The organism is Bacillus sp. iso_77, assembly GCF_056173625.1.
In genome coordinates, this window is sequence record NZ_CM149683.1 from 263,503 (window position 1) to 284,068 (window position 20,566).

Annotated in this window: 19 protein-coding genes; 13 read left to right on the forward strand and 6 right to left on the reverse strand. The window is 42.8% G+C overall.

The window, feature by feature from the left end:
- Positions 1-182 precede the first annotated feature (182 nt).
- Entirely contained in the window at positions 183-2,849 is a 2,667-nt protein-coding gene (locus AC0VYC_RS01460) for a S8 family peptidase (RefSeq protein WP_475389231.1), read from the forward strand.
- Between the two features lie 108 nt (positions 2,850-2,957).
- Positions 2,958-3,440 carry a DUF2059 domain-containing protein gene (locus tag AC0VYC_RS01465; protein ID WP_007498435.1) on the forward strand — a complete coding sequence of 161 codons (483 nt, stop codon included), beginning with the start codon at positions 2,958-2,960 and terminating at the stop codon, positions 3,438-3,440.
- Between the two features lie 101 nt (positions 3,441-3,541).
- Here the strand turns inward: AC0VYC_RS01465 and mmuP are convergent, their stop codons facing one another.
- Both mmuP and mmuM read right to left on the reverse strand, forming a co-directional pair.
- On the reverse strand, positions 3,542-4,945 hold the full coding sequence (mmuP, locus tag AC0VYC_RS01470; RefSeq protein WP_178896788.1) for an S-methylmethionine permease: 1,404 nt from the start codon (positions 4,943-4,945) through the stop codon (positions 3,542-3,544).
- A gap of 46 nt (positions 4,946-4,991) precedes the next feature.
- Complete coding sequence (gene mmuM, locus AC0VYC_RS01475) at positions 4,992-5,930, reverse strand: homocysteine S-methyltransferase (protein WP_039166445.1); 939 nt, start codon at positions 5,928-5,930, stop codon at positions 4,992-4,994.
- 336 nt (positions 5,931-6,266) lie between these two features.
- Here mmuM and AC0VYC_RS01480 point away from each other — a divergent pair, with 336 nt between their 5' ends.
- The 4 genes from AC0VYC_RS01480 (at position 6,267) to AC0VYC_RS01495 (ending at position 8,851) form a co-directional block, all read left to right on the forward strand.
- Positions 6,267-7,097 carry a YitT family protein gene (locus AC0VYC_RS01480; RefSeq protein WP_058336350.1) on the forward strand — a complete coding sequence of 277 codons (831 nt, stop codon included), beginning with the start codon at positions 6,267-6,269 and terminating at the stop codon, positions 7,095-7,097.
- 689 nt (positions 7,098-7,786) lie between these two features.
- Positions 7,787-8,104 carry a PadR family transcriptional regulator gene (locus tag AC0VYC_RS01485; RefSeq protein ID WP_008342169.1) on the forward strand — a complete coding sequence of 106 codons (318 nt, stop codon included), beginning with the start codon at positions 7,787-7,789 and terminating at the stop codon, positions 8,102-8,104.
- Positions 8,097-8,684, forward strand: a complete 588-nt coding sequence (locus AC0VYC_RS01490) for a DUF1700 domain-containing protein (RefSeq protein WP_072367545.1) — start codon at positions 8,097-8,099, stop codon at positions 8,682-8,684. Before AC0VYC_RS01485 ends, AC0VYC_RS01490 begins: the two co-directional genes overlap by 8 nt.
- Positions 8,681-8,851: a hypothetical protein gene (locus tag AC0VYC_RS01495; protein ID WP_162835678.1), complete on the forward strand. Its 171-nt coding sequence runs from the start codon at positions 8,681-8,683 to the stop codon at positions 8,849-8,851. The genes AC0VYC_RS01490 and AC0VYC_RS01495 overlap by 4 nt, the downstream gene beginning before the upstream one ends.
- A 209-nt stretch (positions 8,852-9,060) precedes the next feature.
- Here the strand turns inward: AC0VYC_RS01495 and AC0VYC_RS01500 are convergent, their stop codons facing one another.
- Entirely contained in the window at positions 9,061-10,278 is a 1,218-nt protein-coding gene (locus tag AC0VYC_RS01500) for a multidrug effflux MFS transporter (protein WP_024719029.1), read from the reverse strand.
- 210 nt (positions 10,279-10,488) lie between these two features.
- On the opposite strand from AC0VYC_RS01500, the gene AC0VYC_RS01505 reads away from it, so the two are divergent.
- A complete protein-coding gene (locus tag AC0VYC_RS01505) occupies positions 10,489-11,025 on the forward strand; it encodes a GNAT family N-acetyltransferase (RefSeq protein WP_008342165.1) in 537 nt (178 codons plus the stop codon).
- Positions 11,026-11,082: 57 nt separating this feature from the next.
- Here the strand turns inward: AC0VYC_RS01505 and AC0VYC_RS01510 are convergent, their stop codons facing one another.
- On the reverse strand, positions 11,083-11,289 hold the full coding sequence (locus AC0VYC_RS01510) for a hypothetical protein (protein ID WP_008342164.1): 207 nt from the start codon (positions 11,287-11,289) through the stop codon (positions 11,083-11,085).
- Positions 11,290-11,403: 114 nt separating this feature from the next.
- On the opposite strand from AC0VYC_RS01510, the gene AC0VYC_RS01515 reads away from it, so the two are divergent.
- Complete coding sequence (locus tag AC0VYC_RS01515) at positions 11,404-11,940, forward strand: ribonuclease FAU-1 family protein (RefSeq protein WP_268373637.1); 537 nt, start codon at positions 11,404-11,406, stop codon at positions 11,938-11,940.
- Positions 11,941-11,977: 37 nt separating this feature from the next.
- Here AC0VYC_RS01515 and AC0VYC_RS01520 read toward each other — a convergent pair whose 3' ends face one another.
- Positions 11,978-13,591 carry a S8 family peptidase gene (locus AC0VYC_RS01520; RefSeq protein ID WP_475389236.1) on the reverse strand — a complete coding sequence of 538 codons (1,614 nt, stop codon included), beginning with the start codon at positions 13,589-13,591 and terminating at the stop codon, positions 11,978-11,980.
- Positions 13,592-13,779: 188 nt separating this feature from the next.
- Between AC0VYC_RS01520 and AC0VYC_RS01525 the strand changes: the two genes are divergently transcribed.
- The 4 genes from AC0VYC_RS01525 to AC0VYC_RS01540 all read left to right on the forward strand — a co-directional run bounded on the left by AC0VYC_RS01525 (position 13,780) and on the right by AC0VYC_RS01540 (position 18,269).
- Entirely contained in the window at positions 13,780-15,264 is a 1,485-nt protein-coding gene (locus AC0VYC_RS01525; protein WP_475389238.1) for an amidase, read from the forward strand.
- A 43-nt stretch (positions 15,265-15,307) separates the two neighbouring features.
- A complete protein-coding gene (locus AC0VYC_RS01530) occupies positions 15,308-15,871 on the forward strand; it encodes a TetR/AcrR family transcriptional regulator (protein WP_024719023.1) in 564 nt (187 codons plus the stop codon).
- Positions 15,872-15,951: 80 nt separating this feature from the next.
- Positions 15,952-16,974 (forward strand): quercetin 2,3-dioxygenase, encoded by a 1,023-nt coding sequence (locus AC0VYC_RS01535; protein ID WP_144679707.1) that lies wholly within the window; start codon positions 15,952-15,954, stop codon positions 16,972-16,974.
- Between the two features lie 161 nt (positions 16,975-17,135).
- On the forward strand, positions 17,136-18,269 hold the full coding sequence (locus AC0VYC_RS01540) for a zinc-dependent alcohol dehydrogenase (protein WP_035390568.1): 1,134 nt from the start codon (positions 17,136-17,138) through the stop codon (positions 18,267-18,269).
- A 21-nt stretch (positions 18,270-18,290) separates the two neighbouring features.
- Here the strand turns inward: AC0VYC_RS01540 and AC0VYC_RS01545 are convergent, their stop codons facing one another.
- A complete protein-coding gene (locus AC0VYC_RS01545) occupies positions 18,291-18,728 on the reverse strand; it encodes a MarR family winged helix-turn-helix transcriptional regulator (protein ID WP_007498406.1) in 438 nt (145 codons plus the stop codon).
- Positions 18,729-18,990: 262 nt separating this feature from the next.
- On the opposite strand from AC0VYC_RS01545, the gene AC0VYC_RS01550 reads away from it, so the two are divergent.
- Positions 18,991-20,499, forward strand: coding sequence for a class I adenylate-forming enzyme family protein (locus AC0VYC_RS01550; RefSeq protein ID WP_475389242.1), 1,509 nt, complete (start codon positions 18,991-18,993; stop codon positions 20,497-20,499).
- Positions 20,500-20,566 lie beyond the last annotated feature (67 nt).

Consider the following 20,566-nt stretch of genomic DNA (forward strand, 5'->3'; position numbering starts at 1 on the left):
CATGGTTAAATAGCATCATTTTCCGTTTGAAATGGCAAAAAGTTTATGAAGCGATCAGACTAGCCATCTGAATATCTCAAATCCTAGCTTAAAACGAGTTTAATTATGTCAAAAACAGATTCTACTAAAAGGGATTCTGTGATATTCTTCCAAGGTATTGTAAAAGATAAGGGGGTCTTTTCATGTTTAAAAAGCAGGTCAAATCCTGTGTAGTTGTACTCATGGCCATCATTCTATGTATGGCTGTATTACCTGGGTACGAGGCATCAGCTGTTAGTAAAGGCACAAGTGTCAATGAAGCCATTGGGTTGAAAGATGGTGAAGTCATCTCAGGTACATTACAGAATGAAAAAGAAGAGTCATGGTACCAAATTACGCCATCTGCAGATGATGTGGCAAAACATACACATATGCAAATTTCTGTCAAAAGCAAACAAGTGTTATCTGTATCGGTCTACCCAAGTAAGGATAGAGCGATAAAGGATGACACTTATTCGAGATATCGTGTGGACACAGCAAGTGGAGAGACAGAAATCAACTTCCCGCATGCATGGTCAGGTCCTTACTATGTCAAAGTGCTGTATTTAGGTTCAGAGGAAGACAGCCGTGATGAGGAAGAGGATGCAGCATATACAATCGGGTATAAAGGTGCGAATCTTCCGCCATCTGAACCGATTTTCCCTGAAGAAGAAGAGCCAACGATCATCATTATTGAGAAAAAGCATGGACGTGAAATTCTTCAATCCATTCGTACGATCGAAGACAAACGATTCAATGAAACAGCCGATGGTCAGAAGCTGACACGTCTGCTACAAAAAACAAAGCCGTTTCTCAAATCTAAACTCATCAACAATCAAAAAAAGCAGCAAACGGTGTACAATCATTTGCTGACATTAAAATCATTGCTGAATGACGTAGAGAAAAATGGTGCATTCAGCGGTCATATCGTCACAGAGAAAGAGCAACAGGCGATCCGTTCCCTTTTTGATATGCTCAAAGAGGCAAGTCCAGCCTATTTAAAAAAGGAATTAGAAGCAGTGGGGCAAAAAGTAGGAATCGATCAGCTTGAAGGAAAATCGATCGGTTATGTATTAGAGAAACAAAAGCTTGTTCCAGAAGAAAAGGTCAACACAAACAAAATCATCTTTAAATTAAAGGATGGACAAACGCTTCAATCCGCAAAAAAGAAAATGAAAAGCTACGGAATTCAAGAAAACCGTGTGACATCTCAGTCAGTAAATCCTTTATTTAAAGGAATGTATGTTTATGATGTACCGGCAGGGAAAGAATCAGCAGGCAAAACGCTGAAAGCAGGCAAAGCTGTGATCAAAAGCACGGCGAGAAAGCTTTCTAGTATGCCGAATGTTGAATTTGCAGAGCCTGTACAAACGTATCGTGCGCTCAGCAATGACGCGCAGTATGGTTACCAGTGGCCGCTGAAAAACAGCGCCCAAAACAGTGGGAAAAAAGGCGCTGATGTGAAGTTTGAACAAATGAATACATTGATTGGTACAAGCAAAATGAAGCAAACGTTAATCGCTGTTGTGGATACAGGTGTCGACAGCCGTTTGTCTGATTTAAGCGGAACGGTTCGTACAGACTTAGGTGCCAATCTGATTGGCCGTAATAAAGATGCAATTGATGACAATGGCCACGGTACCCATGTGGCAGGTATCATTGCAGCAAAAGCCGATAATCATTACTCCATGGCAGGGCTGAATCAACATACAGGAATCATCCCAGTCAAAGTGCTGGATGCGTATGGATATGGAGATACAGAGCATATTGCTCTTGGCATTAAACATGCAGTGGACAAAGGTGCAAAGGTCATTAACATGAGCCTTGGCGGCTACTACAGCAAGGTCATTGAATATGCGATGAACTATGCTGCACAAAAAAACGTATTAGTGGTAGTGGCGAGCGGAAACGATGGCATTCCAGAAATGGGTTATCCTGCGACTTCCAAGTACGCCATGGCAGTTGGTGCAAGCAATCGCATGGATATTGCCGCTGAATTCTCAAGCTATGGGAAAGGATTAAGCATGTCTGCACCAGGGTCTGATATCCCAAGCTTAATGCCTGATGGGAATGTTTCATACCTGAGCGGGACATCAATGGCTACACCGTATGTTGCAGCAGCAGCAGGATTACTGCTTTCTAAAAATCCAACCCTGAAACCAAATCAAGTGAGAAATATTTTACAAAATACAGCGGATGATATTTCATTTAAAGCTGTTGATGGAACAGATGACATTTTCTATGATGAATATGACGAGCCTGTTGTTGATCCGAAAATTCCGGGTATCGATTGGATGACAGGACATGGCAGACTCAATGCTTTTGCCGCGTTAAGTGCTGTTGAATTAAACGCATCAGTTAACAAAGTAGAAGATCAGCATCAAAAGGTGACAGGAAAGGCGAAAGCCGGCGCTGCCATTTCTGTGTATAGAGGCAAAACCCTGCTTGGAAAAGGCACGGCAAGCAAAAAGGGAACCTTTAGTGTGAAGATCAAGCATCAAAACAAAAATAAAGTGCTTCACATCAAGATATCAAAAGGAAAGGCTGCGACTTCGCTCAAAACGGTCGTGAAAAAGGGCAAAGTGCCAGCTAAGCCAAAGGTGAATCGAGTAACAGTGAAAAGTAAAACGGTCAAAGGAACTGCGGGTGCAGGCTTGACGATCAAGGTGAAGAACAAATCAAAGAAAGTCATTCAAACGGTCAAAACGAATAGCAAAGGCGCATTTACGGCTAAAATCAAGCCGCAAAAAGCCAAAACCGTTTTGTATGTGACAGCTTCAGATGTGAGAAAAAGAGAAAGTAAAGCAGTGAAAGTTGTTGTGAAAAAATAGTCTTGTAGCTTCCCTTTTGAATAAAAAGGGAAGTTTTTTGTTTTTTACTGGAAAAATGACAATAACTGTCGATAGTAATATAGTAGGAAAAAAAAGGAGGATTTATCGATGAAAAAAATCATGTTTGCTTTCTTTCTATCATTGCTTCTCGTTTTCCCAAGCTTTGCACATGCAGAGGAAACAGGAGCAGTACCAGCATCCGTACAAGTAACAGGCGTCACAGCAGCAGACGGTGGTATGGTCAATTACGGTTCTGGCAGTAAATATCGTGTAGGTTCATATTATCCAGCTACTTTTAAAGGAACATTAAAGGACACAAGTGGTCAACTCATGGCGAATCAGCCAATTCAGCTTTATTTTGAAGCAGCAATCAAATCATATGCTCAAACAGCGACAGGTACAACAGACGAGAATGGACAATTTTCACTAACGATTCAAGTGCCTGCAGGTGCAGGCTACCGTACATACAATAATGCAGGCTGGTCTACACATTACTACGATATCGTTCCAGTGACTTTCACTTCAAACGACATCACGCTATCTTCAAATGTGACAAGTGTGTACCATTTGGCATATACATCACGTTACTAATCTGCTAGAAGAGGCGACTTGGCGCAAGCCCTGTCGTTTTCATAGAAAAAAAGGATGTCAGCTAGTGACATCCTTTTTTGGGACAAACAAAAAACCTGGTGCTATACACCAGGTTTTTCTCGTTTTTTCTGAATCCATGTTGTCACGTAATAGGCAGCATAGCAGAGTGCGATAAAAGGGATACCGCAGATAAGAGCAATACGCTGATTTGGATCAAAAGCAATGCCGATCACAGATGCAAGGCATAGGAGGAAGGCAGCAATCGGAACCACCGGATAGAGCGGGGTTCGGAAAGATAAATCATGAAGCTGTCCGCCATCCTGTAAGAATTTTTTGCGAAACATGAACTGTGAAGCTGCAATTCCCATCCATACAACAACAACGGCGAGTCCAGAGATTGACACAAGAACCAGATACACCGTTTCAGGTGCGATGACACTCGACAGCAAAGAGAGAATGCCCCCAATCATACTCAAAATGAGTGCATTCAAAGGAATTCCCTTTGACGTCAATTTTGCCAGCTTTTTAGGTAATGTTCGTTCTTCAGAAAGGGACCATAGCATGCGAGATGAGGCGTATAGCCCTGAGTTTGCAGCAGATAAAATCGCTGTCAGAATGACAAAGTTCATAAAATCTGCCGCATAAGGAATACCGATGCGGTCAAAGACCACAACGAAAGGACTTTTGATTACCCCGGCTTCTTCTACAGGAATTAAGCCGGCTAAAACCACGATCGTTCCGACGAAAAACAGGACAAGACGTAGCACAGTCGTGCGAATCGCCCGGGGAATGGTCTCATCTGGATTGACGCTTTCGCCCGCAGCAATCCCAATCAGCTCAGTACCCGAAAAAGCAAAATTAACAGCTAGCATGGTCATTAATATCGGTAAAAAGCCGTTTGGGAAGAGACCCCCATCTCCAGTGAAGTTAGAGAAGAACGGAGCGGCCTCACCGCCTTTTAGTGGAATCAATCCAAACATCGCCGCTCCGCCAAGAATAATAAAGAGAATAATAGCCATGACTTTAATGCTAGAAAACCAAAATTCCGATTCTGCAAAAAACTTAACTGTAAAAGCATTGAGTAAAAAGATGAGAATGGCAAAAACACCGCTCCACATCCAAACTGATGTGTCCGGGAACCAGCGCTGCATTAAAAGACCTGCCGCTGTAAATTCTGAACCAAGTGCCACGGTCCATGTCAACCAATAAAGCCAAGCCACTGTATAGCCAGTGCCGGGCCCAATGTATTTTGTTGCATATGTGTGAAAAGCGCCTGTAACCGGCATTGCGACAGACAGTTCACCTAAACAGAGCATCACGAGGTACACAATTAATGCCCCAACCAGATAAGCCAAAATCGTTCCCGCAGGTCCTGCCTGATTGATCGTATATCCTGAACTTAAAAAGAGTCCTGTGCCAATCACGCCGCCTAAAGAAAGCATGAACAGGTGACGGCTTGTCATTTTTCGTTGATATTGTTGTGACTGATCTTTTGCTTGTTCCATGTCTTCCCGCCCTTTTGCTTAAAAGTATGTGTGTTGAGTCATGATGCTACGATGTTGCCTGTTTTAAGATATCGGTAATATCCTCTGGTGTCGTCCGGCAGCAGCCGCCGATGATTTGTGCACCGTCTTTATACCATTGCTGCGCACATTCACCAAATGTATGGTGAGACGTATCTCCGCTCCAAACCTTTTCTTCAGGATCATATAATTCCCCTGAGTTCGGATACACGACAATCGGTTTGCTCGTCCCTTTTTTCATCTCCTGAATAAGAGAAGACATATATTGCGGCGGTGTACAGTTTACGCCAACAGCAGCGATCTGCTCATATGGCTCAAGTGCTTGTACACAGTCTCTAAGTAAATCTCCTTCACTAATGTGCTGACCATCCTTTGCACTAAATGTAATCCACGCATATACACCGCTGAACTCATCCTCCAGCAGTTTAGCGATAGCGATTGCTTCAATGAGACAAGGGATGGTTTCACAAGCGAGAATATCTGCACCAGCCTCTACCAATGCTTGAATTCTTGGTCTGTGAAAATCAATGAGCGCCTGTTCTGTGAGTCCGTAATTCCCCTTATATTCTGAACCGTCAGACAAATAAGCGCCGAAGGGCCCCACAGATCCAGCGACGAATGGTTTTGTCCGCTCTTTACGATGTGTCTCATCCTGCCAAAACTGCTCGCATGCTTCTTTTGCTAACGTGACAGATCGTTTCATTAATTCGATGGCATCTTCTTTTGTGTAGCCTTTTTCAGCAAAGCCATCAATTGTCGTTTGGTAGCTGGCTGTTGTTGCACAGTCAGCACCTGCTTGGAAGTAGTCCAAGTGTACTTGCTGAATCAATTCTGGCTGTTCAATGAGGATTTTGGCTGACCATAAACTGTCGTTTAAATCACAGCCCTTTCGTTCAAGCTCCGTTGCAAGTGCACCATCTAAAATCAAAGGTGTGTGAGCCTGTAAACGGCTTTGAATAGGATTCATATAAATCAAACAGCCTCCTTTGTCGATCGGAAATAATGGATATGATATGAGGCAGTAGTTTAAATGACTAAAGTGTTTTTGTCAAGGAGAGGAATAAGCATCACATGACGGAAAAACCCTGAAAACATGCGGGTTTGAGTGCATAAACATACAGTTGAAATAATAGAAAACCAAGTCATTGACAGCCTCTAAAAAGAGATATATATTATGGAAAGGTTCATTTCAGAAAGCTTCATCAAAAGGCGCCGTCTTTTGATTTTTATTTTGTCCAACGACTGTCTTCTTTCGTGCAGAAAGAGGGTTTTTTATATGCTTAAAAAAGGAGGAAAGAAGAAATTGAAAAAATGTTTAAAAGATATTGCAATGATTCTAGTTGGTTCTTTTTTATTTGCTGCAGCTGTGAACATGTTTGTCATTCCACTTGAGTTTGGTGAAGGCGGCGTAACCGGGCTGTCCATCATTTTCTACTATATGTTTGAGATTGCGCCGTGGCTGACAAACCTTGTGTTGAATGCGATTTTATTACTTGTGGGGTATAAATACTTGGACAAGAAGACCACGATCTACACAGTGGTAGCTGTCGCAAGTAACTCTCTATTTTTACATTTGACCACTACATGGGTGGTGAATGTCCATGAATTGATCATTGGTTCTATTTTCGCAGGGATCATCATTGGTATTGGCATTGGTCTTGTTTTAAGAGCGGGCGGTACAACAGCGGGATCTGCCATTCTTGGCCGAATTGCGAATAAGTATCTAGACTGGAACGTGAGCTACGCCATCTTGTTCTTTGATCTGATCGTTGTTTTTGCTTCTTACTTTATTATTGGTGCGGAAAAATTAATGTTTACGATTGTGATGCTGTATGTGGCGACTAAGGTGATGGATTTCGTCATAGAAGGGCTTAACACGAAAAAAGCAGTGACGATTATTTCTTCATGCAAAGATGATATTGCAGAAGAAATCAATCACACCTTGGATCGAGGCGTGACCATTTTAAACGGTCGCGGTCATTATTCGAAGGAATCGAAGGAAATTCTCTATGCGGTTATTCAAAAGCAAGAGCTTATGCGTTTAAAGAAAATCATTAAGAAAATTGATCGAGACGCATTCGTTGTTGTCCATGACGTGCGTGATGTGTTTGGAGAAGGATTTGTGAATATATAAAAAGTGAAAAAAGACACCTCCACTATAAAGTGGGGGTGTCTTTTCATATGTTGAGTGATCTTATGTTTAAGGGACTATTTTTTCAAGGTATCATCTTTTTTCTCGTTACTTTTCAGAACGAAAAAACGTATACACTCAGCAATGGCCGCTCCCACCACAAACAGGATGATGGGTGTAATGGTAAAAGGTTGTTTGAAGATGAACAAATACACGATATAACACAAAGTTAGTGTAATGACTAAAGTGAGATAATTACTCCACATTTTTTTCAAGGTCATCAGCTCCTCGTTTTTTAAGGTCTACCATTATTCGGTATTGGTTGGGTTGAAAAGAACTAGCCACTTTCAGCCGTTCTCATCACTTTAATTCGAGTTGAGTGTTCGTAAAACTTAGTATGAAGTTCATAAGGATAAGCCATTGTGAATGAACTTCTTAATTCCATACAATTCAGCTTATCCCTTTAAAATAAAGAGATTAAATGAGTTGTTTCCTATGATATTCGTTCCTGTGTATGTTTGTTGTCTACAATAGACACACGCTAGATTTATCTTGATTAGGTGAAGCCTTGAAGAAAGAGAAACTTCCTGTATGAAAATTTATATGGACGTTGAGAGTGAAAAGTTGCAAAAGATACCTCTTGTCACACCATACTATGTATTGTATAGTATAAATAGTTAGGAGTTGTAAACATGAATGCACAACTAAAAAAAGGATTACTGGAATTCTGTGTACTGGCGGTATTAAAGAAAGGCGATTCCTATGGTTATCAAATGATTAAAGATATGTCCCATTGTATTGAGATTTCAGAATCGACATTATATCCGATATTAAAGCGGTTAGAGCAAAACAATTATGTGGAGACCTATTCACAGGAACATAACAGTCGATTAAGAAAATACTACCGGATGACAAAGAACGGACGGGAGCATATCGCGCAATTTTTAGCGGAATGGGATCAAGTGATGGCGATTTACGACTTTATTTCTGGAGGACAGGGCAATGAATAAAAAAGAATTTTTAGCTAGCTTAGAGAAGCACCTGCATCGTCTAGGCGAAAAAGAAAGTGATCGGTTCATCGAGTATTACGATGAAATGATCGAGGATTATCAGGAAGATGGCTACAGTGAACAGGAAGCAGTTCATCAAGTCGGTCAGCCTGCCATCATCGCTGAAGGAATTTTGAAGGAACAAGGAATCAAAACCATTCAGGTGCCGACGTTTGGAGAAAAAGCCACAAGGCTCTCCATCCTCATTTTAGGCTTTCCGTTATGGGGCAGCATTCTAGCAACAGTCTTCCTGCTGATTCTTTCTGTGTATATGGTGATTTGGTGCGTTCCACTCGTGACAGGTACAATGACGCTAGTTGGTTTGCTCGGTGGTTTTTGGAGTATCATTGGTTCTCCATTTATTTTTCAGGATGGTTTGCATGTGGTGGTGACGCAGATCGGAGTTGGGATTCTTCTATTAGGTGTCGGATTATTAAGCGGCATAGCCACGGCGTATTTAACAAAGCTATTTGTGCAAGGGACTGTTCAAACCACTAAGGCATTCATGGGAATGTTTAAAAAGAAGGTCGTGAGAGTATGAACGTGAATGATTTAAAAAAGCAATGCATCAAATGGGGGATCATCTTCACCGTTGCCGGAGGAATTGTCATGGCAATTGGTTTTGGACTTTCAGGCTTTGACCTAGATGCATATCAAAACAATGACCAGAACAATGTGTTCCGCACGATCAATTGGAGCAAGCCATAAATGAAAGACCCGCTTATGCGGGTCTCAGCGTGTAGACAAACCCTCGCATTCGGTGTCAGTCCTGCGCTTCGGTGCTCACGAATGTCAAATTCGCTCCGCGCCGATGCTCGTCCTTCCTAGAGCTGCAAAGGTTTTCTATCACGCTGAAAAGAAGACAAAGGGCTAAAATCAAGTTCATTTTAGCCCTTTGTCAACAATCTGCGACCCGCTTATGCGGGTCTTTTTTTCGCTCTGGCAACAAAGAAAAAATAACAGCAAAGTGCGCCAAGGTCACAGAGCATAATAATCAGTCCCATGGGAAAGGCAGTCTGGCTTCCAGCTAAGCCGACAAGGGGTGTCATGCATGCGCCAAGAAGCATTTGTGCCACACCGATGAGGGCAGCGGCACTTCCAGCATGCGCACCGTGATGCTGCATCGCAAGAGAAGGAGCAGACGTGCCGACAATCCCAACGCTTGAGACCACAAAAAAGAGCGGGATGAGGATGCCATAAAGCCCTGCATCAATAGAGATCATCACACACAAGGTGACGCCCCCTAAAGCAGCTGTCAGCAGCCCAATGCGAAGGACTTTCTCCTCACCAATTTTCGCAGCAACGCGGGCAAATACTTGTCCGGCTGTGATGATGCCAAGACTATTCACCGCAAAGGCAGCGCTGAAGCCTTGCGGAGAAAGGTTGAAAATCTCCTGCAATACAAACGGTGATCCAGAGATATACGCAAACATGGCGGCGAAGACAAGTCCTTGTGAGAGAGCATATCCGACAAAGAGTCGATCGCTCGCTAGAATTTTCATCGCACCTAGGATCTGTTTGAAGCCTCCAGTCTGTCTACGTTCCACAGGTAAGCTTTCTTTCAATGAAAACATCGATCTTAGAAGCATGAGCGCCCCGAGGATTCCTAGCAGAACAAACACACCCTGCCACGTCGTGAACCGTAACATTTGTCCGCCCACGATCGGTGCCGCTGCTGGAGCCACTCCGTTGACTAACATGAGCAAAGCAAAGAATTTCGTCATTTCTGAGCCTTCATAATGATCTCGTACGATGGCTCGTGCAATGACAATGCCTGCTGATCCAGCAAGTCCTTGAATCAGCCTTAAAAGAATGAATGTCCAAATTGATGTGACCACTGTGCATAAAAGAGAGGCCGCAATAAAAATGATCAATCCAACCATCAGCGGCTTTCTTCTGCCAACTGTATCACTGATTGGACCTGCAATCAGCTGTCCAAGCGCAAGTCCAATCAAACAAGCCATGAGACTTAACTGAGACAGCGCCGTGCTTGCTTCAAAGTCACGGGCGATATTAGGTAAAGCAGGTAAATACATATCCATTGCCAGCGGTGCAAGGGCTGTTAAAGAGCCAAGAAGCGCGGCAAGGAGGAATCGATTTTTTTTCGATTCTTGGGGATAAGATAAAGAATTCATATGATGCCACTCCTTGTATACGTCCTCAAATCAGCATAATGAATCAAGCTTTCCATTTCAATCAAAATTTTCAAAGAAATTTCGTGCAAAATAATTGATCTTTAAAAGAAGACTCTTTACATTGAATGAGTAGAGAAAAGAATCAGATCATCGGCATGCAGTGATTGCATGATACGTATATCCATTCATAGACAAACAGGAGGTGCTGGCATGGAGCAGCAAGAGTTGATCATTCGTCAAGCAGTGAGTGAAGATCATGAGGCGATCACACATGTGCTGATCAAATCATACGCACAGTATGAGCCTCAATTTACAGAGGAAGGCTGGCAAAACTATTCTGCAGCACTGCGGGCGGCTGTAGATAACCCAAACATGGAGTTGATGCTTGTGGCCGAGCTTGAGGGCAAGGTCGTGGGGACCCTTCAAATGTTCCGATCATCAGAACAGGCATATGACAAGCCTGAGATGGGGATTACTTCAGCGATTGTCCGGTTTTTAGGGGTAGATCCTGATGTGAGAGGAAAAGGCATTGCAGAGTCATTGTTGCGTAAAAGTATAGAACTGACGCAATCGTGGGGCGAGAACGTCCTGTACCTTCATACGTCGGATAAAATGCAGGCCGCCATTCGTTTATATGAAAGAATGGGCTTTGAACGGGCACTTGATAAAGAATTTGTGAATCAAAATGGGACGCATGTGAAGAGCTATCAGTATGTGATCAAAAAAGAACAGCCGGCTGGCTCATAACACGCTGCATAAGAAGAGGAAGAGCATGTCCTGCATGGACGGGGCTCTTCCTCTTTCTCATGATACCCATACGTTCAGTGCCATATATGAAAAGCACCATGAGATTAATCCGAACATGACAAAGAATTTCAACACATGTTCATAAGGGGTCAGCTTTCGATCTCTTTTCGTTTTCACCAGCCGCCAGTAAAGGGCATAGCCACAAAAAACCAAGATGATTTGTCCGAGTTCTGCTACGGTTTCGATGATTGTGATTCCGTTCATTTGTTTTCACCTCACCATATGTCTTCCATAGGCAGCAGCAGTGAACCTTTATTTCTTCAAAAGAAAGCAGTGTATACTAGAATAAGAAGTAGATGCAGAAGGGGTTGTGACCGATTGTTTCCGCTATATGCAAATTCTTGGGATGACGTCATTGAGAGAAAAATCAAATACGATGATCAGGTTGTGGAACATACGTGTCAGCTGTTAGAGGCACAGGAGCAGCAAGTCGTGTTGTTTCATAAAATTCAAGAACCATTTACAATGGTTGCTGGTGATGGCACTGTCACGATTCCAAAAGGGAGTTATACGACCGCTTATTATTGGACGGACCGGCCTTACAATGTCTATTTTTGGCGGGATGATCAAGGCAATGAACTTGGCTCTTATGTGAATATCGTCAGACATACATGGTTTGAAGAACGGGCGGTTGTTTTTGAAGATTTATTGATTGATCTACTCGTTCTGCCGAATGGTGATTTCTTTGTTTTGGATGAAGATGAACTGCCGGAGAGTTTAGCTTCCTTTGAACACGGCTCGGTTCATCGAGCACTCCGTGATGTCATCCATTCGTTAGCGCACATCCTCGATCAAGTGAGGCTGGATGCGAAAGGGAAGTATCATCACACCCTCTTTCAGAAGATGTTGAAATAGAAAAAACGATTCCTTGCTGAAAGGAATCGTTTTTTTATCAAACCTTGATCCGGTTTAGTCGTTTTTGTAAATCAGTTTTTGTTTTAGATGCTTTTAGTTGTTTGACCGCACTTTGAGCGGTTGCTTTTGTTTTCTTTGTTCGTTTGGCTTCGGCTTTTTTGACTTTTTGTTTGGCATCTGTCACTTTCTTTTGATAGTCGACTTGTTTTTTGACTTTGTCGAGCCGGTTTTGCAGGCTTGTTTTTTCTTTGCCTTTGGATAGCTTTTTAATAGCCGTTTGGGCACTTTTAATCGAGCCTTGGGTTTTACTTTTTTCAGCTGATTTGACCTTCGCTCGTGCGTCACGAATATCAATGGCTGTTTGGACTTTTTTGACTCGGTCAGTGAGTGCGGTTTTTTGCTTGCTGGCAGTGAGTCTGCCAATTTTCGTTTTGGCTTGATCAACATCTGTCTGTTTTTTAGATGTTTCGGCTGTCTTGACTGCGCTTGTCGCAGCCTTTAAAAAGGTTGACTGCGGCACATATTGCACGCGGCCATAGCCGAATTGTGGATCTTTTCCTTTTGCGCCAAGATCCACTGTATAGCTGCGCAATAAAGTACGGAGCTGAACATTTGTTTTCTTAGGATGTAGCTGTTTTAACAGCGCAAGCATTCCTGTGACATGTGGTGCCGCTTGTGATGTACCCGTGGCATACCAATATTCATTTTTCAAATAGGTACTGATGACGTTCTCGCCGGGAGCGGAAAATTCAATTCCTTTCCCCGTATTAGAGATGGAGGCGAGTTTGTCTTTGTCAGTCGTTGCGGAAACAGCAATGACGCTATTGTATGCGGCAGGATAACTAATCCCATTCTTCTTTCCATCATTTCCACTTGCAGCAACGACCAGCAGTCCTTTTTTGTATGCTTCATCAACTGCTGAACGTAAAATCGGAATGTTATCTTCAAAACCTAGACTTAGGTTGATGATGTCCATCTTATTGCTAATTGCCCAATCAATGCCTCGGAGCAGACTGTATAAGTCGCCTTCTCCTTTTTTATCTAATACTTTTACAGCATACAGCTTCACACCAGAAGCGACACCGACCGTACCGTAATCATTATTGAGCGCCCCAATTGTACCGGCGACATGTGTTCCATGTCCTTCATCATCTTTGTAAGAAGACGTGTAATCGACGAATGATTTACCACCGGCTACCTTTAAATCTTCATGTGGGAAAATACCAGTATCCAGAACGGCTACTTTCACATTTTTCCCTGTCACGCCTTCTTTGATTGCTTGCTTTACATTGAGCTTCTGCAAGTTATAAGATTTTTGTACCAAAGCATCCTGACCAGTAGCAGCAGCCATTTTTTTCACGGTAGCAGCAGCGAGTTTGACCCTAACGTTTTTTGAAACATAAGCGATGTTCGGATCTTTTTTAAGTGAGGTGACAGCTTGCTCATCTGCTGTCACTGCTACAGCTGGAAGATGTATGTATTGAGCGTTCACTTTTTCACTTTCTTGAATAGCCGTTTGTTTTCCTTTTTGATTTTTATAGACGATGATGACATCTGTTTCTTTTGGTGGTGCAGCTGCCTGCGAATGGAAGGGCAAAGCAGTTGTCAAAGCAAGAAGAAACGCGATGACCACGACGATTTTCTTTTTCAAGGCAATGGCTCCTTGCATATGAGGTGACCTCCGTCTTTTTTTCTTTATTATATCGGAGAAATAAGATAGATGGTTAGAAGAATCATAGTCTAGAAAGAAAGTTTTTTTCACACGTATCCCGAAATTGAATTTCATAGAATTCTAGTAGACAATAGAGAGATCATAATATGAGAAAGAAGGACATGCCGATGAATGTAAAAGAGTATATGACGTATGATGCGACGGGACTGGCGTCACTTGTGCAGAAAAAGCAGGTCACGCCCGAAGAGCTTGTACAAGCTGCATTTACTAGATTGGAAGAAGTGAATCCAGTACTAAATGCGGTGATTCATACTAGACGAGATCAAGTGTTCAAAGACATGAAGGCACTAGATGCGGATCAGCCGTTTGCTGGTGTTCCGTTTGTGTTGAAAAATATATCGCAGGGGCTGGAGCATGAACCTTTGACGGCGGGTGCTTTGCTGTTAAAGGATGTAAAGGCGCAAACAGATTCCCACTTTGTCCGTCGATTGAAGCAGGCTGGACTCCTCATGATCGGTCATACGAACACACCTGAATTCGGATTGAGAAATGTGACAGAACCCTTTTTATATGGTCCGACGAGAAACCCTTGGAATGCTGACTATTCTCCGGGCGGTTCAAGCGGCGGGACGGCAGCAGCTGTGGCAAGCGGCATCGTACCTGCGGGTGGAGCGAGTGATGGCGGAGGGTCTATTCGGATTCCGGCATCCTTTACTGGTTTATTTGGACTCAAGCCAACAAGGGGGAGAACACCGGTCGGCCCGGGTGCAGGAAGGCAGTGGCAAGGAGCTTCCATTGACTTTACGCTCACAAAAACAGTTCGAGACAGTGCTGCCCTTCTTGATTTGCTTCAAGTCATTCAGCCAGAGGCTGCGTTCCAAACGCCATTATATGACGGCAGCTATCAGGAGGATTTGGTGAAACGAACCTCTTCTATGCGAATTGCTTACAGTGTAGACTCTCCAGTAGGCACGAAGGTGAGTGAGGAAGCAAAGCAGGCAGTCTTGAACACTGTGAAATGTCTGAGTGAACAAGGGCATCAAATAGAAGAAGTGAAGCCGGACATTGATGGTGTCCATCTGATGCAGCAATATTACGTCATGAACAGCGGTGAAATGTCTGCCTTATTTACCTCTCTGGCTCGTTCATTCGGGCGTCCGGTGAAGCCGGAGGAGACAGATATTGTGGCATGGGTACTGGCGGAAGCAGGAAAAAATGTGACAGCTGCTGCTTATACAGAAAGTCTTGATGCATGGGATATGGCCGCTGCAAAAATGGCCGCATTTCATCAAACCTACGATCTATATGTGACCCCAGCTACTGCCTATTCGGCTCCAAAGGTTGGCGAGCTGATGCATAACGATCAAGAAATGGCTGCATTGTTACGTGTGTCATCCCTTTCAATGCAAGCACAGCAGGATCTGATTTATGAAATGTTCCTCAAGAGTTTGACCTACACACCATTTACACAGCTGGCTAACCTAACCGGCCAGCCATCTATGAGTGTGCCAGTTCATCTCACAGAAGCAGGCATGCCTTTAGGCGTACAGGTGACAGCACCGAAAGGAAAAGAGGACTGGCTGCTCAGACTGGCGTCAGAAATAGAATCATCCTCATTATGGAAAGGAACGCATCCATTACTGAATCAATAACAATGGCATCGACGTTGGTCTATGGAGGAAAGGAGTGTCACACGTGAGTACGAAGGACAAAATCATTCAAACGGCCGCACTTCTTTTACGTAAACAGGGGTATCATGCGACAGGGTTGAATCAAATCATTAGAGAGAGCGGCACGCCGAAAGGATCTCTTTATTATTACTTTCCAAATGGAAAAGAAGAGCTAGCCATAGCAGCCGTTGAATATATTAGTCAAAGGGTCATCGATCAAATTGAAGAAAGCTTTGCCTATTCTGATGACCCATATGTCGCCGTCGATCATTTTATGACAAATATCATTCGGGGTTTTATGGAGCAAGAAAGTGAAAGAGGGATACCGATTGTCTTACTAGCGGCAGAGTCAAAACCTGAACATACAAAACTTCATGCTGCATGTAAACAAGAAATGATCCGCTGGCAAGAGCTTGTCAAAGAAAAGCTGATGAATAGCGGATATGATGAAACAAAAGCGGATGAGCGGGCATCTCTCCTTCATTCAATGGTCATCGGCGGATTATCAATGACTACTGCATTAAAGCAAACGACACCTTTAGAGCACGTAAAATGTTACCTTAGACACTTATTTATGCGAGAAGAGTAAAATCTCTCGCATATTGCCTATCTATTATATCAATTGGTCTATATAATAAAGATAGTCAATTAGTCATGAGGAGTGATGGGATGTCGGAGCAACCACAATCGATCAAGCAATCCGAAGATACCTCTTTTTATACCGTGTCCGGTTCGGGGGAGCTGTATGGTTTGGAAAATCAGCTTGTACATGTGCTGGCAGAAGCAAATCAAACAAATCAACTGTTTGAGCTTGTCTTAATCACAGGTGGGAAAGGTGCTTACTTTCCGCTGCATTGTCATGAGACGCTATTTGAAACCATCTTTGTGCTGGAAGGGAAGCTGGAAGTGATACTGGACGGTAAAAAGTATATGATGACGGCCTGTGATTATATTCATATTCCGCCCAAAACAATTCATGGCTATAGAATGCATAGTCACAAAACAAGGTTTATTTCTTATACACTGGGCGGGCAAATGACAGATGTCTATCTGCAAATCGGAAAGAGGCTGTTGCAGAATGAATGGCCGATGACTGATCACCCATTTGATGCAGACAGCTTTCATCAGGCTGAAAAAGAAAGCGATATCATGTTGATGCACGGCATTAGGGAGCTATCCAATACAACCAAGCCAGCTGTTTTGTTTCATAGTCAGCTCCCGCGCGCAGTGCAGCCATATGTGCTGGAGGCTGGTGAAGGAAAGCAATACATGGTCGAAGGTCAGCTTCATGAGCTGATTGCGACAACAGAAACAACAGGAGGCGGATTCAGTTATTTTGTGATTGAAGGGACAAAGGGAAAAGGCTTACGTCCGCATTATCATGAAGTGCATACAGAAGCACTTTATTGTGTTGAAGGCAGAATGAATCTTCAGTTAAACGGAGAAAATATTTGCTTGATGCCGGGGGATTTTGCTTATATTCCTCCGAATACCGTTCACTCGTATGAATTAGTGTCTCATTCAAATAAATTTTTGGTTTTGCTGCTGCCTGGCTATATTGAGCAAGTGTTTGAACAATTTGAAGAAGCACAAAGTCCAGGTATGTGCCCTTATTTTATACAGGAAGGGAACATGATGGAGGGTGGGGAGACCTCTGCTCAGTATGATTTGGTGTTTGTCGAAGAAAAATAGCTGTGTAACGCGTTACACATATTGAAGTAAACAACCTGCTGAATAAATCGGCGGGTTATTTTGTTTTCCTTTATGGAACAGCATCCATATTCATATGCATGAACCATCCATTCAAGGTGAAGCTATAGAAATGATGACTTGAACTAAAGGAGGAAATGCAGATGAGAGCTGTCACCTATCAAGGGAAAAGCCGCATTGCGGTAAAGGAAGTAGCTGCACCATCTATACAAGATCGTGAAGATGTCATCGTTCGGATAACATCTACAGCAATTTGTGGGTCAGATTTACATTTATATCAAGGGAATTTCCCGCTTCCTATTGGCTATGTGATTGGGCATGAACCGATGGGGGTGGTAGAGGAAGTCGGGCCGGATGTCACTGCGGTGAAAAAGGGAGATCGTGTCGTCATTCCATTTACCGTGGCGTGTGGTCAATGCCAGTATTGCCATCACCATTTAGAAAGTCAATGCGATCACTCAAATCCCCATTATGATTCAGGCGGACTTTTTGGATACAGTGAGAAATATGGGAATTACCCCGGAGGACAGGCTGAATATTTACGTGTGCCCTTTGGAAACTATACACCATTTAAGGTGCCGGATGATTGTGAGTTAGAGGATGAACAATTGCTGTTTTTATCAGATGTTCTGCCAACTGCTTATTGGAGTGTAGAACACGCAGGTGTAAAAAAGGGGGATACGGTCATTGTGCTAGGATGTGGACCTGTTGGGTTAATGGCACAGCAATTTGCTTGGCAAAAGGGCGCAGAGCGGGTCATTGCTGTTGATTACATAGACTATCGCCTTCACCATGCAAAACGAATGAGCGGCGTAGAAGTATTTGATTTTACAGAAGACCCTGACATGGGAGAAACCCTAAAAGAGCTCACAAAAGGTGGGGCGGATGTTGTCATTGATTGTGTGGGGATGGATGGGAAAAAGTCACCGCTTGAAAAGATTGAACAGAAGCTCAAGCTGCAAGGCGGAACGATAGGGCCCATTCAAATTGCCACAAAAGCCGTGAGGAAATGCGGGACTGTTCAGCTGACGGGTGTGTATGGAGGTCTTTACAATATGTTCCCATTGGGTGCTTTTTTCGCAAGAAACGTCACGCTGAAAATGGGACAGGCGCCAGCGAGAGGGTACATGTCAAAGCTTTATCAAAAAGTGACAACCGGGGAAATTGATCCTAGAGCGATCATCACACATCAATTGCCGCTAGATGACGCAGCTCATGCGTATCACATATTCAATGAAAAACAAGATGATTGTATAAAAGTCATCTTAAAGCCATAAAAAGAAGGCTTAGGATATTTCCTAAGCCTTTAATGTGCGCTCGTCCATCATTTTTTCGATTAATTCAAAAAATGTTTTTTTATCTTCTTCTGATAGGTGATTGAACAGTTGATTGACAAGCAGCTGACGATTGTCGATCATTTGTCTGGCGATTTGTTCACCTGATTCAGAGAGTGTAATCCATACCGTACGGCGGTCATTGTTATTTCTAGAGCGGATAATCAGCCCTTCATCTTCTAAGTGATTGAGAGCGGTTGTTGTTGCGGAGGGAGATAATGAAACTTCCTGCAGAATATTTTTCACAGTACATGATTGATGGCGGTAGATGATGCGTAAAATAAACCCTTTTACATTCGTGACGTTTTTCGGGATATTCTCTTCATCTATTCGTTTCGTCGCCTTTAAATACTTTGTCAGTGCATGGTCTAACAAACTTGCCTCTAGCTCGAAATGTTGCATTCTCCATACCTCTTTTCCTATTGCATTCGCATTTTCCGATCAATTACTAGGTCTATATTATCATAATAAGCATCATCATTTAAACCAAAATGGAAGACGGCTATAAAATTACCTATATTATCAATTAATAAAAGGAACAATTCCAAAATGAAATGATTTTACTTTCATCTCTTTTTATTTTAGAATGTGAATGAGATAAAATCTACCAATCCAATTCTCTGGAAATTGGCTATTGGACATCAAACGTTTGGAGATGAAGATATTGAATACTTTACAGGCATTACTAAACGACAGAATGGAACGCTCTTCACAAATTGAAGCGGTAACTGGCGGAGGTGTGTCTTATACATTTGAAGAATATGCAAAACGCATTGATCAGCTGGCACATTACTTACACCGTAAAGGAATTCGAAAAGGTGACCGGGTGTGCTTTATTTGTCAAAACCATCATCACTTTTCTACGATTATGCTGGCAGCCATTAAAGCAGGTGCAGTCGCCGTACCGCTTAGCTGGCAGCTTACCTCTTTTGAGCTAGAAGGTATCTTGAAAAAAGCAGAGCCAAAGGCTTTATTTTTTGACCGTGAATTCCGTGACATCATTGCGGCAGTGAATGTGTCTTTAGAAGATTGTCTCATGGTGGAATCTGGTGTCAATGCGAAAACAACACAGCTGTTTGAAGACATATTGGCGTCTAATGATGGAAGTGATCTTGCTGAACAGGTATCAGAAGAAGATTTGGCCATGATTTTATTCACCTCAGGTACAACAGGTAATCCAAAAGGCTGTATGGTCGGACATGGACGAATCTATCAGTTTTTAACACGACGTGGGAATCGAGGATTTGATCTGAAAGGAAAACGGTACTTGGCAAGTCATCCGCTGTATCATATGAGTTCAATTAATCACCTGATTGCAGCTGCAATTGAAGGGTATACGTTAGTCTTCTTACATGATGCAACACCGAAACGCATTTTAGAAACGATTGAGAAAGAAAGAATTACGTTTATGATGGCTTTCCCATCAGCTTATACGTACATGCTAGAAGAAATGAAGCGTGGTTCGTACGATCTCTCATCTTTTGAAATTGCGATTTCTGGTGGTACGAAGGTACCGGTACGCTTAATTAAAGATTACAAAGAAGTAGGCATTCAGATGATGCATGGCTATGGAAGTACAGAAGCGTGGGTTGTGAGTGCGTGGCATCCAGCGATGGGCGAGGATAAGATGGGCTCTGCTGGTAAAGTGGATCCGGATGTAGAAGTCAAAATCGTGCATCCTGAGACAGAGGAGGCGCTGCCAGCTGGAGAAATTGGCGAGGTCGTCATGAGAAGCCCATTTTATTTCTTAGGCTACTATCATCAACCTGAAGCGACAGAGAAAGTGCTCAAAGATGGCTGGTTCCATATGGGGGATGCAGGCTATCTGGATGAAGACGGTTTTCTTTACATCACGGGGAGATACAAAGATGTGATTCTATACGGTGGGGATAATATTTATCCTGACCAATTGGAAGAGGTCATTGATCAAATTCCAGGTGTAATTGAATCTGCTGTCATTGGGGTACCAGATGACTTATATGGTGAAGTACCAAGTGCGTATATCGTAAAAGACGAATCTGTCGATTTCTGCGAAGAAGATGTGGTGAATTACTGCAAGGAACGTTTAGCAGATTACAAAGTGCCATCCATTCATTTCACACAGGATCTACCAAAAAATAAACTTGGTAAAATCATGAAGAAAGATTTACGTGAATTGGTTGTGAATGCGTAGGACCTATTCTGCTATAATGAAATTTGAATGATTTTTTTGTTTTTCTAACGTTTTGGAGGGAAAGGGT

What these genes read in the sequence shown, in the direction of transcription:
- AC0VYC_RS01460 (WP_475389231.1), top strand. Translation starts at nt 183, where the DNA reads ATGTTTAAAAAGCAGGTCAAATCCTGTGTAGTTGTACTCATGGCCATC.
- AC0VYC_RS01465 (WP_007498435.1), top strand. Translation starts at nt 2,958, where the DNA reads ATGAAAAAAATCATGTTTGCTTTCTTTCTATCATTGCTTCTCGTTTTC.
- mmuP (WP_178896788.1), bottom strand. Translation starts at nt 4,945, where the DNA reads ATGGAACAAGCAAAAGATCAGTCACAACAATATCAACGAAAAATGACA.
- mmuM (WP_039166445.1), bottom strand. Translation starts at nt 5,930, where the DNA reads ATGAATCCTATTCAAAGCCGTTTACAGGCTCACACACCTTTGATTTTA.
- AC0VYC_RS01485 (WP_008342169.1), top strand. Translation starts at nt 7,787, where the DNA reads ATGAATGCACAACTAAAAAAAGGATTACTGGAATTCTGTGTACTGGCG.
- AC0VYC_RS01490 (WP_072367545.1), top strand. Translation starts at nt 8,097, where the DNA reads ATGAATAAAAAAGAATTTTTAGCTAGCTTAGAGAAGCACCTGCATCGT.
- AC0VYC_RS01495 (WP_162835678.1), top strand. Translation starts at nt 8,681, where the DNA reads ATGAACGTGAATGATTTAAAAAAGCAATGCATCAAATGGGGGATCATC.
- AC0VYC_RS01500 (WP_024719029.1), bottom strand. Translation starts at nt 10,278, where the DNA reads ATGAATTCTTTATCTTATCCCCAAGAATCGAAAAAAAATCGATTCCTC.
- AC0VYC_RS01505 (WP_008342165.1), top strand. Translation starts at nt 10,489, where the DNA reads ATGGAGCAGCAAGAGTTGATCATTCGTCAAGCAGTGAGTGAAGATCAT.
- AC0VYC_RS01510 (WP_008342164.1), bottom strand. Translation starts at nt 11,289, where the DNA reads ATGAACGGAATCACAATCATCGAAACCGTAGCAGAACTCGGACAAATC.
- AC0VYC_RS01525 (WP_475389238.1), top strand. Translation starts at nt 13,780, where the DNA reads ATGAATGTAAAAGAGTATATGACGTATGATGCGACGGGACTGGCGTCA.
- AC0VYC_RS01535 (WP_144679707.1), top strand. Translation starts at nt 15,952, where the DNA reads ATGTCGGAGCAACCACAATCGATCAAGCAATCCGAAGATACCTCTTTT.
- AC0VYC_RS01540 (WP_035390568.1), top strand. Translation starts at nt 17,136, where the DNA reads ATGAGAGCTGTCACCTATCAAGGGAAAAGCCGCATTGCGGTAAAGGAA.
- AC0VYC_RS01545 (WP_007498406.1), bottom strand. Translation starts at nt 18,728, where the DNA reads ATGCAACATTTCGAGCTAGAGGCAAGTTTGTTAGACCATGCACTGACA.